Source organism: Azospirillum sp. VT-I1 (assembly GCF_055698305.1).
The window spans coordinates 658,909-670,934 of the sequence record NZ_CP168800.1 but is presented as its reverse complement, the minus strand read 5'-3'; the positions used below and the strand labels follow the sequence as shown (position 1 = coordinate 670,934).

The window sequence follows — 12,026 nt, the reverse complement described above, 5'->3', positions numbered from 1 at the left end:
TGCCTAGTCTCATGGCGCGAGTGCTTGCATGTGCGGTGGCGCCATTCGTCTGCCGGTTCGAACGGAGTTCCCATGGGTGATGACGCGCACCGGCCGGAGGGCTATATAGACGCTGTCAGCACCGACTCCATGGCACGGTGGAGCGTTACCGGAGTTCTTTGATGTCCCGTTTCCTGCGCCTCGGCGTGAACATCGACCATGTGGCGACCGTCCGCAACGCACGCGGCGGGGCGCACCCCGATCCCGTGCGCGCGGCGAGGCTGGCCATCGAGGCGGGGGCCGACGGCATCACCGCCCATCTGCGCGAGGACCGGCGCCACATCGTGGATCGTGACATCGAGCGTCTGATGGCCGAGATCGACCGTCCGCTGAACTTCGAGATGGCGGCGACGGATGAGATGCTGGGGATCGCGCTGCGCCACAAGCCGCACGCCGCCTGTCTGGTTCCGGAAAAGCGCACGGAGGTGACGACGGAAGGCGGGCTGGACGTGATCGGCCAGTACGATCATCTGGTGCGGCCGGTTGGCGAACTGGGTGAAGCCGGCATCCGCGTCTCGCTGTTCATCGATCCGGAACCGGCGCAGCTCGACGCCGCCAAGCGGCTGGGCGCCCCGGTGGTCGAACTGCACACCGGCGCCTATTGCGACGCCGTCGAACCGGCGGAGCGCGAGGCGGAACTGGCGCGCATCGTCCGCGCCGCCGCGCATGCCGAGGCGATCGGGCTGGAATGCCATGCCGGCCATGGGCTCAGCTACGACACCGTCGGTCCGGTGGCGGCGATTCAGACCATCGTGGAGCTGAACATCGGCCACTTCCTGGTCGGCGAGGCGATCTTCGTCGGGCTGACCAACTCCATCGCCCGCATGCGCAAGGCCATGGACAGGGCGCGAGCCGCGGCGGCCTCCGCATGATAATGTCCGGCACCATTCTCGGCATCGGCAACGACCTGATCGACATCCGGCGGGTCGAGAAGTCGCTGGAGCGCTTCGGGCAGCGTTTCATCGACCGCATCTTCACCGAGGTCGAGCAGGCGAAGTCAGAGCGCCGCGCCGGTTCGGCCGCCAAGAACAATGCCCGCGCCTCCACCTACGCCAAGCGCTTCGCTGCCAAGGAGGCCTGTTCCAAGGCGCTCGGCACCGGGTTCCGTGACGGGGTGTTCTGGCGCGACATGGGGGTGGTCAACCTGCCGTCGGGCCAGCCGACCATGCGTCTGACCGGCGGGGCGTTGGCCCGGCTGGAGGCGATTACGCCGCCGGGCATGCGCGCCCGCATCCATGTGACGCTGACCGACGAATACCCGATGGCCGAGGCCTTCGTCGTAATCAGTGCCGAACCGATCGATTCTGCAATGCCCACCAACACGGCGACCCCAGAATGACCTTTCAAAAGCAAACGGCGGCCAAAGCCAAAGGCAACACCAAGGAATCCGGGTTCGTCGAGACTGTGAAGACGGTGTTCTTCGCCGTGCTGATCGCGTTCGGCGTGCGGACTTTCGCGTTCGAGCCCTTCAACATCCCGTCGGGGTCGATGATCCCGACTCTGCTGATCGGCGATTACCTGTTCGTTTCGAAATTCAGCTACGGCTACAGCAAGTACACGGTCGGCTTCGGCCTGCCGCTGTTCGAGGGCCGGATCCTGGGGGCGGAGCCGAAGCAGGGCGATGTGGCGGTGTTCAAGCTGCCGCGCGACAACAAGACCGATTACATCAAGCGCGTCGTCGGCCTGCCCGGCGACAGCATCCAGATGATCGGCGGCATCCTGCACATCAACGGCAAGCCGGTGAAGCGGGAGCGGATCGAGGATTACGTGACCACGGATTCGCTGGGCCGCAGCATCCGCACCGCCCAGTTCCTGGAGACGCTGCCCAACGGCCGCAGCCACCGCATCATCGAGGAGTCGGACAACGGCCCGCTCGACAACACGCCGGTTTTCAAGGTTCCGGCCGGCCACCTGTTCATGATGGGCGACAACCGCGACAATTCGCTGGACAGCCGCGTGCCGTCGCAGGTGGGCTTCGTCCCCATCGAGAACATGGTCGGCCGCGCCGAATTCCTGTTCTTCTCGCTCGACGAGGGCACGCGCTTCTACGAGATCTGGCGCTGGCCGGTCGACCTGCGCTTCAGCCGCCTGTTCAACGGAGTCCGGTAAGTGTCAACCGTCACCAAGGCGCCCGCCGATGCGGGTGCCGGCTCCGAAACCGAGACCGACGGCGCCGTCCAGTCCGCAGACGTGGCGGAACTGGCGCGCGCGCTGGGCTACAGCTTCTCCGATCTCTCCTTGTTGCGCGATGCCGTCACCCATCCCAGCCTGATGGGTCTGGAACGGGCCGGCCGCAAGTCGCACAAGGGTCCCGGCATCGCCTATGAACGGCTGGAGTTCCTGGGCGACCGCGTCGTCGGGCTGGTCGTCGCGCAATGGCTGCTGGAACGCTATCCCAACGAGCGCGAGGGCGCGCTCGCCAAGCGGCACGCCGCGCTGGTGCGCCGGGAATCGCTGGGCCGCGTCGCCGACGCCATCGGGCTGGGCGCCTATCTGCGCCTGTCCCCGGCGGAAGCGCAGAGCGGCGGCCGAGAGAACCGTACCATCCTGGGCGACGCCTGCGAGGCGGTGCTGGGCGCCATGTATCTCGACGGCGGGCTGGAGCCGGTGACGCGCTTCGTCCGGCAGGCCCTGGCCGGCGAGATCGACAAGGCGACGCCGCCGCCGTTGGACAGCAAGACGACGCTGCAGGAATGGGCACAGGGGCGCGGCAAGCCGCTGCCCCGTTATGAACTGATCGAACGCAGCGGCCCGGCGCACGAGCCGCTGTTTGTGGTCGCTGTGCATGTCGCGGGCATGGATCCGGTCAACGGCTCCGGCTCGTCCAAGCGCATCGCGGAAAAGAAGGCGGCCAGCGCGTTGCTGCGCCAGGTGGGAGTGCAAGTCGATGACTGACGGTCGCGACGACATCGACAAGACGAAGATCGGGACGCCCGGATCCGAAGCCGCGGAGCCGGCACCGGAGTCCGTGCCCCCGGAGTCCTTGGAGGACGACGAGACGCTGGACCATGAGGGCGGCGACGTCGAGGGTGAGGACGCCGAAGAAGGCGACTTCGACGACGAAGACTATGAGGACGAGGAGTTCGACGATGAGGACGCCCCGCGCGGGCAGCCCATCTCCGTCCTGCCGCCGCTGCCGACGATGCCGGAGCATCCGCGCTGCGGCTTCATCGCGCTGGTCGGCGCGCCGAATGCCGGCAAGTCGACCCTGCTGAACGCGATGATCGGCAGCAAGGTGTCGATCGTCAGCCCGAAGGTGCAGACCACGCGCACCCGCGTGCTGGGCATCACCATCCAGGGCGACGCCCAGATGATCTTCGTCGACACCCCCGGCATCTTCAAGCCGAAACGCCGGCTGGACCGCGCCATGGTGGCGGCGGCCTGGCAGGGGGCGGAAGACGCCGACGTGATCGGCGTGCTGTACGACGTGTCGCGCCGTTCCATCGACGAGGACACCCGCAGCATCGTCGCCCGCCTGAAGGAGCAGGGGCGCGAGGCGATCCTGATCCTGAACAAGATCGATCTGGTCAAGCGCGACGTCCTGCTGGGCATCGCCGACGCCTTCCGGCAGGAGGGGATCTTCTCCGACATCTTCATGGTGTCGGCCTTCACCGAGGACGGCGTCGCCGACCTGAAGCAGTTTCTGGCCGACCGCCTGCCGGAAGGCCCGTGGCATTTCCCGGAGGACCAGATCTCCGACATGCCGATGCGCCTGCTGGCGGCGGAGATCACCCGCGAGAAGCTGTTCCTGCAGCTTCACCAGGAGCTTCCCTATTCCGCCACGGTCGAGACCGAGGTGTGGGAGGAGTTCGAGGACGGGTCGGTGAAGATTTCGCAGGTCATCTTCGTGCAGCGCGAAAGCCAGAAGGCCATCGTGCTGGGCAAGGGCGGCCAGCGGATCAAGGCTCTCGGTTCCGCCGCGCGGTCCGAACTGGAAGGCATGCTGGAGCGCCGCGTCCACCTGATCCTGTTCGTGAAGGTGCGCGAAGGCTGGGTCGACGATCCGGAACGCTACTCGGCCTGGGGCCTGGATTTCGGGGCTTCGTGATGAAAAAGGCCCTCTCCCGAACGGGAGAGGGCCTTTTCCTTTTGGCAAAGCGCTGCGGTTCGGCTGCAGGCTTATGCGGCCAGCAGGCGCAGGTGGCCGTCGAAATCGTCGAGCGCGCGCATGAGGTCCATCATCGCCTGATCGGCCTGGGCGCGGGCGAAGGGCCATGCGTCGTCGTCCGCCAGATGGGCGGCCTCGATACGGGCGATGGCGCGGTTGTTCAGGCCGCGGAGTCGGTCGAGCGTGCGCTCCCACGTCTCGCGCCGGCTGCTGTCGGCGCGCTCCACCATCGACCGGAGGGTTTCCATGCGGTCGGTGGCGCGAAGGACGAGATCGCGGCTCAGCGTGTCGAAGGCGTGCCGGTTGCGGCGGCTCATGAAAATCCTCCTTTGATCCTCAACCGTTCAAGACGTCTCGGCCGGACAGAACGATAGCGCCGCGCCCATGCTGCGAGAACGCATCGGAAGCGCAGTCGGCACAGCCCCTTTGGGAGATGGCCGCGATGCGTTTGCGAAATGCGTGAGCAGTTGCGGTACGGCTGCCTGAATCCAAATCTCGCCGGGCTGCCCCGATCCTTTACGGACAAGGCAAACCCGGTGTCCAAGGAAGTCTTCCCGGTTGGATTGCGTTTCCTCCAGGACCGGTTTCATCCGGCCCATTGGCTTTTTTATACGCCGCCATTTTGACGACGTTCTTTTGTTTTGGTGACGCTTTTGTGCCGGATTGGGGGTGCTGGGTCAATCCGCCCAAAAATCATAGACGGAGCGCATTCTGTCGCAGCCGAAAGGCGAGGTTGTAGTCCCGGTATCGACCTGAAAGTCGGAAGTGGTAGAGCTTGCGATAACGCAGCCGGCCCGGAGGCGGTCGTCCGCAGCGATCACTCGGCCGCGATGGCGTAGGCGGGAACGGCTTCGGCATTGGCGGGCTCGGGCACCGCCGCGCCGCAGCAGGGGACCGGAACGGCCGCCGCGGCGATGGTTGCGGCCTGCTGGGCCATGGCGGCGCGATGCTCGCTGGCCATGCTGCGCATCATCGGCACGCATTTGCCGCACTGGACCTGGCAATTGTGGTGGCGGAACACCGAGGCCGGGGTCGTGGCGCCTTTGTCCAGCGCAGCCTTGACCTTCTTGTCGTTCAACGCGTGGCAGATGCAGACGTACATAAGCCCTCGGCGATCGTCGGTGTGAGAAGATTGTCCTGAACCCAGCATTACCTGAGAGTGAGAATCGTTGTCAACGTCCACCTTGCGAACCAGTCGCATATAAGAAGTTCCGAGACGCTTTGTCACAGCCCCCTTCGCGTCACCGCGAAAGGGGCAGGCCGCATCCTTGCGCTTGCAATCCCCGGCCGGCGGCGGTAGCCCGTGGGACATGGACGACAGCACCCCCAAAACACATCCGCTCCCCAGCCGCAGGCCGCTCCCGGCGCGGTGGTGACCCCGCTCGGCCAGACGGTCTATCTGGCGGCCGACGGCTTCCTCGACGATCTGGTGGCGGAACTGGGAGAGGTCGCGTCGGTCGACGGCCGGCTGGTCTTCACAGACGGCCCGGCACGGCCCGCCGCCTGGGCGCAGAACATCTGGTACGACCCGGTGCGCATCGAATTCGCCTCCATCAAGAGCGGGGCGAAGGCGCTGCGCGGCATCCAGCGCAATTGGTCGCTGTGGTCGCAGCGGCACCACCGCCGCGCCGCGCTGATCCAGGAGAACCTGCCGCACGTCTCGGCCAAGCCGGTGGTCTTCCCGTCGCCCTTGCCGACCGCCCCTCTGGGGTCCTGGACGCTGGCCGACGAGTCCACCATCATCGCCGCGGCGCACTGTTCCAGCCCCTTCCGCAACGGCGAGGTCACCTTCGTCGAGAACCGCACGGCCCCGCCCAACCGCGCCTATCTGAAGCTGTGGGAGGCGCTGACCCTGTTCGGGGAGCAGCCGGGGCCGGGCGACCGCTGCCTCGACCTCGGCGCCTGTCCGGGCGGCTGGACCTGGGTGCTGCACGAGCTGGGCGCGTCGGTGGTCAGCGTCGACAAGGCGCCGCTCGACCCCGCCATCGCCGCCCTGCCGCGGGTGGAGATCCGCCAGGAAAGCGCCTTCGGCCTGAAGCCGGCGACCGTCGGCCCGGTGGATTGGCTGTGCTGCGACGTGATCTGTTACCCAACCCGCCTGCTGCGGCTGGTGAAGGACTGGATGGACAGCGGACTGGCCAAGCGCTTCATCTGCACGCTGAAGTTCCAGGCCGAGACCGACCACGAGACCGCTCGCGCCTTCGCTGCGATCCCCGGCGGCCGGGTGCTGCACCTGCACCACAACAAGCACGAGCTGACCTGGATGTGGCCGGCGAAGTGAGCGCCGACGCTCAGGCGAACGCCCGGCCCTCGGCGAAGCCGTAGCTGACGTAATGCTGCTTGGCGGCGGCGATGTTGCCGCCGACGGCGGCGTTCACGTCGGGGTTGGCAGCCAGATAGCCGGCGGTGTTGAATCCGTCGAGGGAACGGCCCTCGAACCGGCCGTTGACGATGTAGTGAAGCTCTGCCGCCTCGCGGTTGCTGCCATAGGCGGCGATCAGGTCGCGGTTTCCGGCCTGATAGGACAGCGTGTCGAACAGGGTGGAACTGCGGCCCTCGCGGTTGCCGACCTCGATGTAATGGCGGGTGGCGGCGCCGACATCGCTGCCGAACGCGCCCAGCAGGTCGCCATGGCCGGCCAGATAGTTGTAGGGGTTGAACCCGGTCAGGCTGCGCCCCTCGAACACGCCGGCGCCGGTGAGATGCTGCGTCGCGGCGGCGCCGTCGGTGCGGAAGGCGGCCATCAGGTCGGGGTTGGACGCAATGTAGCGCAGGGCGTCGAAATTGCCGGAAACGCTGGCCGACAGCGTCGTCCCGGCATCGGAAAAGCGCAGATACTCGATGTTGGTCAGCAGATCGACGCCGTCGGCGCCGCTGACGACGTAGCGGCCGCCGTCCATCTGCTGCACGCGGTATTGCGACCGGCTGCCGCTGAACACCACGCTGTCGGTGCCGGCGCCGCCGTCCAGCACATTGCCCAGCCTGTTGACCGTGAACGTGTCGTCGCCCTTGCCGCCAACCGCCAGCTGGACCGTGGTGCCGTAGGCCAGCGCCAGGAAGGTGGTGCCTCCGGCGCTGCTGAATGCGCCTGACCGCAGATCCAGCGACAGTGCCGCCGTCTGCGCGCTGCCGTTCAGCGTGTTGCGGCCGTTGGGGTCCCACAGCGTGGTGAAGCTGGCGGTGTTCAGCGCATAGCTGGAATCCCCGCCCCGGCGGCCATGTTGGCGCCGTAGAGATACTGGATCGCCGCGATGTCGTAGAGGCTGGGTCCGGTCAGGTAGGTGCCCGACGGCAGCGCGCCGTTCGCGACATAGGACATGATGCTGTAGGCGTAATTGTCCGTCGCCGACGGGAGATAGGGCCCCTCCGTTCCCGTGCTGTCGCCGGCGTCGTAGTTGCCGGGATGCTTCAGGCCCAGTGCATGGCCGATTTCGTGGACGACCGTCATGTAGGCATAGCTTCCGGGCGTCGGGTTGACGTTTGCGGCGCTGTCGTTGGCGAGGAAGACGTCGCCGCCTTGCGACGAGGGGAACGGGTAATAGGCGTAGGCGGCGGTCTGGCCGTTCTGCCGGTTGGTGCCGAACCGCATCGTGGCGCTGGAAACGTCGGCCGTCTCGACGAAGGAGATGTTGGCGACCGCGCTCCAGGCCGCCAGCGCCTGCCGGACGGCGGCGCGCTGCTCGCCGTTCATCGTTGCGAAGCCGTTGGCGTCGGTGGCGGCCACCTGACGCGCGCTGGTCGCGAAGGCGAAGGTGACGGTGACCGCAGCCCCGACGGAACTGCCGTCCAGCACAGTTCCGCCGGGACCCCAATGCGACGTTCCGCTGGTCAGAAGGGCGGAGATGTAGTCGGTCGGCGCGGATTGGCTCATGGACTCTCAACTCTCGCGGGGATCGGGGACGGACGGCGGCACAGGGGCGTGCCGGTCGGTGGCAGGGGGATGGGGGAGCGGTCAGGCGCGGCGCAGGGCCAGCTCGATTGACGGGCGGAGCATCGACGCGGCGGCGTAGCCGATCTCCACCGCCTCCGCCGCGCGGTCGAACTCCAGGATGCCGATATGGGCGAGCCTCGGCGCGATCAGCACGTCCGGCGGCTCGCCGGCAAGGCGGGAGCGGGTGATGCGGTCCTGCATGATGTCGATGGAGCCCGCCATCACCTCCAGCGCGTTCGGCATCTGCTTGTGCGCATGGGCATCGTCGATCTGGTCGGCCAGGAACTGGGTGCGCCGGCTGGGCTTGCGGCCGAGCCAGGTGGAGATCTGGCTGGTCAGATGCGACAGCGCCGGAGAGCCCGCATCGCCGCCGGCCACCACGGCCTCCGGCACGGGAGCCTTGGCGACGGGAGTCTTGACGTTCGACTTGCCGTTCCCGCGACCGTTCGGGCGGCCGAGCGGGGACAGTTCGCTGTTCAGGTTCACCGCCACCACGACGTCGGCGCCCAGAGCCCGGCAGAGCGACACCGGCACCGGGTTGACCAGCGCACCGTCCACCAGCAGGTGATGGTCGCGCCGCACCGCGGGGAACAGGCCGGGCATGGCGGCCGACGCCATCACCGCCGACATCAACGGCCCGTCGCGCAGCCAGATCTCGCGCCCGGTCGACAGGTCGGTGGCGACGGTGGCGAAGGGCAGCCGCAGATTCTCGATCAGGATGTTGCTGCGTTCGTTGTCGAAGCGGCCGAACGCCTTTTCGGCGGCGACCAGACCGCCGCGGCGGAAGGTGAGATCGATGATGCCCAGCATGCCGAGCCAGCCCATCTTCTGCGCCCAGGCCTGAAGCTCGTCCAGTTGGCCGGTCAGGTAGGCGGCCCCGACGGCCGCGCCGATGGACGTGCCGCAGATCACGTCCGGTTCGATCCCGATCTCCTCCAGCGCGCGCAGGACGCCGATATGCGCCCAGCCCCTTGCGGCCCCGCTGCCCAGCGCAAGCCCGATCTTCAGGTCGGTTCCCTTCGCCATCCGCATCCCCTGTCGGTGCCGCCCGGCCGACCCCGGCGGCTTGGTCTAGAGCGTATCATCTAGGCATTGCCGGCCGGTAACGGAAGCGGCCGGAAGGGGCACGCCGCCGGCGCCCGGCCCATCGCCGCGCGGGCGCTGGGAAATGTCGAAAATTTGGCCGATCTTTGACCTGCATCATCGGCCGGGATGCGGGGACTGTGGCATTTCTGTGCCAGTTGGTCGGGAAGAGTGCTTCTGTGCTGGGTGTTAACCATGCGTCAACTGGACCCGGCGCAGTTTCGTTGCGTTGCAGTGTAGTATCTCGAAACCGGAAGGTCTGTCATGGCCGACGAACTGAAAAGCTTCAGGAAGGACTGGAAACGCTGGTCGCCGGCGGAACGGCTGGTTGCCGTCACCGTCCTGATCCTGATCGCCCTTCTGGGCGCGCCGGCCGCCGCCGGCCTGTTCTGAGCGCGCACCCCTGACCGCTTGGCCGGACCGCATACGGACCGGTCACACTGTGGCGGACAGGCAACGACTGCGCTCCTGCGGGAGCGTCTTTACGGGCTCTTAACCCTCGCGCCATAGGCTTGGTCGGCTCGGACAGTTCCTGGGACGGTCGGGCGCCACATGCGGCCGGAGCGTTGAGGCTCCGCCCTGCGGCACCGACGGGCGCTCGCTGGAGGGCGCCGACCGGGGAGGATCCGGCATCTTCCGCCAAGGCCTAGCCCCTCTCGCTGGACACGCCCGATGACCTTCTCCGCCCATTCCGCCGTGACGGAACAGAAGCTTCTGAGACAGCGCCTCGACGCCGCTTTCGCGGAGGCTGCCAAGCCCCTGTCGCGGGAGGAGGTGACGGACATCGTCCGGACCATCCTGGGCAGCATGGACGGCGACATTTCCGCCACGGACCTGCGCCTCTACAAGGAGGTGGTGGACCTCGCCAAGTACATCGAGAACGCCAAGCAGGAGATCGCGGCGCTGCAGCCGGCGGAGATCCGCGACGAGCATATCCGCACCGCCACGGACGAGCTCGACGCGGTGATCGGCGCGACGGAGAAGGCGACCTTCGCCATCTTCGACGCCTGCGACGCCATCGGCGCCATCGCCGGCCAGTCGGATGCGGAAACCGCCGCCAAGCTGAACGACCAGATCACGGCGATCTACGAGGCCTGCAACTTCCAGGACATTACCGGCCAGCGCATCAGCAAGGTGGTGCGGACGCTGAAGCACATCGAATCGAAAGTGGACATGATCGTCGCCGCCTTCGGCAGCGAGGTGCGCCAGAACCACGCCCCCCGGCTGGCCAAGCTGGCGGCGGAGGACGCCGAGGCTGCCGTCCATTACGAGCCGATGAGCGCGGAGGAGGCGGACAAGCAGCTTCTCCACGGGCCGCAGCTGCCGGGCAACGCCATGGACCAGGACGAGATCGACCGCCTGCTGGCCAGCTTCGACTGACGCCATGCTGGCCGGCAAACCCACCAGCGGGCCGAGCAGCGGTCTGACGACCCAAAGCCGCGGACCGGGTCCGGCCGCCGCCGGGTTTCCGACGCTGCGGGTTGGCCGCGGGGGCGGGCAGGGGCATGCCAATCCCAACAACGGCAGCATCCTGCTTTTGCTGTCGCTGTTCCTTCTGCTGCTGGTCTTCTTCATCGTCCTGAACGCCCATTCGGTGCAGACCGTGCAGAAGGTGAAGGCGGTCGCCGCGTCGCTGGAGCGGACCTTCCCGAGCTTCGTCATCGACCCGCGCCTGCGCGACGGGACGGAGCCGGTGGCCTCGCGCGCCGGAACGGTGTTCGCGGTGCAGCGGCTGGACGGCATCGGCACGCTGTTCGCCACCGAGGTCGCGGTCGCCAAGGTGGAGGTGGTCGCTCCCGGCCAGCTGCTGGAGGTGCGTCTGCCGGCCGACGACCTGTTCGTTCCCGGCACCATGATGCTGCGGCCCGACCGCCAGGGCCTGATCGACCGCATCGCCGACGCGCTGCGCCAGTCGCGCCAGGGCGAGCGGGTGGAGCTGGACGCGCTGTTGGGCATCGGCCCGACCGGAACGCCGAGCCAGCCGCCGGGGCCGGTCGCCCGCGCCGGGGCGCTGGCCCGCGCGCTGATCGCGGACGGCGCGCCGGCCCGCAACGTCACCGTCGGGATCGAGCGCGGCGAGCCGGGCGGGGTGCGCCTGCTGTTCTCCCTGCGCTGGGACGAGGACGGAGCGGCAAGGCGCAAGCCGGAGGTGCGGAAATGATCCGCGTTCCCAATGTGACCGGCCGGTCGGCGGCGGAGGATCACGGCGGCCAGCGCAAGACGCTGTGGCTGATCAGCTTCACCGACCTGATCTCCTTGATGCTCGCCTTCTTCGTCCTGATGTATTCGATGAGCGAGCCCGAGGCCGAACGCTGGACCCGTCTGGCGAAGGGCGTGGCGGAGACGATCCCGGCGGCGCGGTCCACCGCCGCCGCCCCGTCGGACCGGCCGGCCGACCCGTCCGCGGCCTTCAACGCCCAAGCGGTCGAGCCGCGGGCGGCCATCGACCTGCATTATCTGGCGGCCCTGCTCGGCAGCCAGCTGCGGTCGAACGCCGAGCTGTCGGTGGTCGATGTCCGGCGCGAGGACGACCGCGTCGTCATCCGCCTGCCGGGGGAGCGGATGTTCGATCCCACCGGCGGCGCCTTCACCGAGGAGGGGCGGCGGGTGCTGTTCCTGCTGGGCGCCGTCATCGGCCGCATCGGCAACCGGATCGAGCTGGTCGGCCATGCGGAGCGCGAGGATCCGGCCGGCGGCGTGGCCTGGGAACGGGCGCTGACCCGGGCGGTCGCCGTCTCCGCCGCGCTGCGTGAGACCGGCTATCGCCGCGATCTGGTGGCGCGGGCGGTGATGATGCCGGTCGAAGGGACTGGCGCAGGACGCCTGCCGGTGGATATCGTGGTGCGAGAGGAAGGAGCGGATTGA

General features: G+C 67.9%; 15 protein-coding genes. 10 read left to right on the top strand and 5 right to left on the bottom strand.

Annotated features, from left to right (window positions below):
* The first annotated feature begins 161 nt into the window (after nt 1-161).
* From AB8P05_RS03205 to era, 5 genes are all read left to right on the top strand, one after another.
* Nucleotides 162-911 (top strand): pyridoxine 5'-phosphate synthase, encoded by a 750-nt coding sequence (locus tag AB8P05_RS03205; RefSeq protein WP_472758781.1) that lies wholly within the window; start codon nt 162-164, stop codon nt 909-911.
* On the top strand, nt 908-1,378 hold the full coding sequence (acpS, locus tag AB8P05_RS03200) for a holo-ACP synthase (protein ID WP_472758780.1): 471 nt from the start codon (nt 908-910) through the stop codon (nt 1,376-1,378). The genes AB8P05_RS03205 and acpS overlap by 4 nt, the downstream gene beginning before the upstream one ends.
* Nucleotides 1,375-2,148, top strand: a complete 774-nt coding sequence (gene lepB / locus AB8P05_RS03195) for a signal peptidase I (RefSeq protein ID WP_472758779.1) — start codon at nt 1,375-1,377, stop codon at nt 2,146-2,148. The genes acpS and lepB overlap by 4 nt, the downstream gene beginning before the upstream one ends.
* Nucleotides 2,149-2,934 (top strand): ribonuclease III, encoded by a 786-nt coding sequence (gene rnc, locus AB8P05_RS03190; RefSeq protein ID WP_455171860.1) that lies wholly within the window; start codon nt 2,149-2,151, stop codon nt 2,932-2,934.
* A 247-nt stretch (nt 2,935-3,181) separates the two neighbouring features.
* On the top strand, nt 3,182-4,087 hold the full coding sequence (era, locus tag AB8P05_RS03185) for a GTPase Era (RefSeq protein WP_472759306.1): 906 nt from the start codon (nt 3,182-3,184) through the stop codon (nt 4,085-4,087).
* Between the two features lie 71 nt (nt 4,088-4,158).
* Here the strand turns inward: era and AB8P05_RS03180 are convergent, their stop codons facing one another.
* Together AB8P05_RS03180 and AB8P05_RS03175 are read right to left on the bottom strand one after the other, a co-directional pair.
* Complete coding sequence (locus AB8P05_RS03180; protein WP_472758778.1) at nt 4,159-4,464, bottom strand: hypothetical protein; 306 nt, start codon at nt 4,462-4,464, stop codon at nt 4,159-4,161.
* Nucleotides 4,465-4,964: 500 nt separating this feature from the next.
* The gene (locus tag AB8P05_RS03175; RefSeq protein ID WP_455171858.1) at nt 4,965-5,249 is read right to left on the bottom strand and encodes a (2Fe-2S)-binding protein; all 285 of its coding nucleotides are present in this window, start codon (nt 5,247-5,249) and stop codon (nt 4,965-4,967) included.
* Nucleotides 5,250-5,516: 267 nt separating this feature from the next.
* Here AB8P05_RS03175 and AB8P05_RS03170 point away from each other — a divergent pair, with 267 nt between their 5' ends.
* Nucleotides 5,517-6,428 carry an SAM-dependent methyltransferase gene (locus tag AB8P05_RS03170; protein WP_472758777.1) on the top strand — a complete coding sequence of 304 codons (912 nt, stop codon included), beginning with the start codon at nt 5,517-5,519 and terminating at the stop codon, nt 6,426-6,428.
* Nucleotides 6,429-6,438: 10 nt separating this feature from the next.
* Here AB8P05_RS03170 and AB8P05_RS03165 read toward each other — a convergent pair whose 3' ends face one another.
* The 3 genes from AB8P05_RS03165 to AB8P05_RS03155 all read right to left on the bottom strand — a co-directional run bounded on the left by AB8P05_RS03165 (nt 6,439) and on the right by AB8P05_RS03155 (nt 9,104).
* Nucleotides 6,439-7,257 (bottom strand): M10 family metallopeptidase C-terminal domain-containing protein, encoded by an 819-nt coding sequence (locus AB8P05_RS03165; RefSeq protein ID WP_472759305.1) that lies wholly within the window; start codon nt 7,255-7,257, stop codon nt 6,439-6,441.
* Nucleotides 7,258-7,331: 74 nt separating this feature from the next.
* Nucleotides 7,332-8,018: a matrixin family metalloprotease gene (locus AB8P05_RS03160; RefSeq protein ID WP_472758776.1), complete on the bottom strand. Its 687-nt coding sequence runs from the start codon at nt 8,016-8,018 to the stop codon at nt 7,332-7,334.
* An 81-nt stretch (nt 8,019-8,099) separates the two neighbouring features.
* On the bottom strand, nt 8,100-9,104 hold the full coding sequence (locus tag AB8P05_RS03155) for a patatin-like phospholipase family protein (protein ID WP_472758775.1): 1,005 nt from the start codon (nt 9,102-9,104) through the stop codon (nt 8,100-8,102).
* 321 nt (nt 9,105-9,425) lie between these two features.
* Between AB8P05_RS03155 and AB8P05_RS03150 the strand changes: the two genes are divergently transcribed.
* From AB8P05_RS03150 to AB8P05_RS03135, 4 genes are all read left to right on the top strand, one after another.
* Nucleotides 9,426-9,554 carry a hypothetical protein gene (locus AB8P05_RS03150; protein ID WP_455171854.1) on the top strand — a complete coding sequence of 43 codons (129 nt, stop codon included), beginning with the start codon at nt 9,426-9,428 and terminating at the stop codon, nt 9,552-9,554.
* Nucleotides 9,555-9,833: 279 nt separating this feature from the next.
* Nucleotides 9,834-10,541: a protein phosphatase CheZ gene (locus tag AB8P05_RS03145; RefSeq protein ID WP_472758774.1), complete on the top strand. Its 708-nt coding sequence runs from the start codon at nt 9,834-9,836 to the stop codon at nt 10,539-10,541.
* Between the two features lie 4 nt (nt 10,542-10,545).
* Nucleotides 10,546-11,322: a hypothetical protein gene (locus AB8P05_RS03140; protein WP_472758773.1), complete on the top strand. Its 777-nt coding sequence runs from the start codon at nt 10,546-10,548 to the stop codon at nt 11,320-11,322.
* Entirely contained in the window at nt 11,319-12,026 is a 708-nt protein-coding gene (locus AB8P05_RS03135; protein WP_472758772.1) for an OmpA/MotB family protein, read from the top strand. Before AB8P05_RS03140 ends, AB8P05_RS03135 begins: the two co-directional genes overlap by 4 nt.

Coding starts and splice junctions, on each gene's coding strand:
- AB8P05_RS03205 (WP_472758781.1), top strand. CDS start 162: ATGTCCCGTTTCCTGCGCCTCGGCGTGAACATCGACCATGTGGCGACC.
- acpS (WP_472758780.1), top strand. CDS start 908: ATGATAATGTCCGGCACCATTCTCGGCATCGGCAACGACCTGATCGAC.
- lepB (WP_472758779.1), top strand. CDS start 1,375: ATGACCTTTCAAAAGCAAACGGCGGCCAAAGCCAAAGGCAACACCAAG.
- era (WP_472759306.1), top strand. CDS start 3,182: ATGCCGGAGCATCCGCGCTGCGGCTTCATCGCGCTGGTCGGCGCGCCG.
- AB8P05_RS03180 (WP_472758778.1), bottom strand. CDS start 4,464: ATGAGCCGCCGCAACCGGCACGCCTTCGACACGCTGAGCCGCGATCTC.
- AB8P05_RS03175 (WP_455171858.1), bottom strand. CDS start 5,249: ATGTACGTCTGCATCTGCCACGCGTTGAACGACAAGAAGGTCAAGGCT.
- AB8P05_RS03160 (WP_472758776.1), bottom strand. CDS start 8,018: ATGAGCCAATCCGCGCCGACCGACTACATCTCCGCCCTTCTGACCAGC.
- AB8P05_RS03155 (WP_472758775.1), bottom strand. CDS start 9,104: ATGGCGAAGGGAACCGACCTGAAGATCGGGCTTGCGCTGGGCAGCGGG.
- AB8P05_RS03150 (WP_455171854.1), top strand. CDS start 9,426: ATGGCCGACGAACTGAAAAGCTTCAGGAAGGACTGGAAACGCTGGTCG.
- AB8P05_RS03145 (WP_472758774.1), top strand. CDS start 9,834: ATGACCTTCTCCGCCCATTCCGCCGTGACGGAACAGAAGCTTCTGAGA.
- AB8P05_RS03140 (WP_472758773.1), top strand. CDS start 10,546: ATGCTGGCCGGCAAACCCACCAGCGGGCCGAGCAGCGGTCTGACGACC.
- AB8P05_RS03135 (WP_472758772.1), top strand. CDS start 11,319: ATGATCCGCGTTCCCAATGTGACCGGCCGGTCGGCGGCGGAGGATCAC.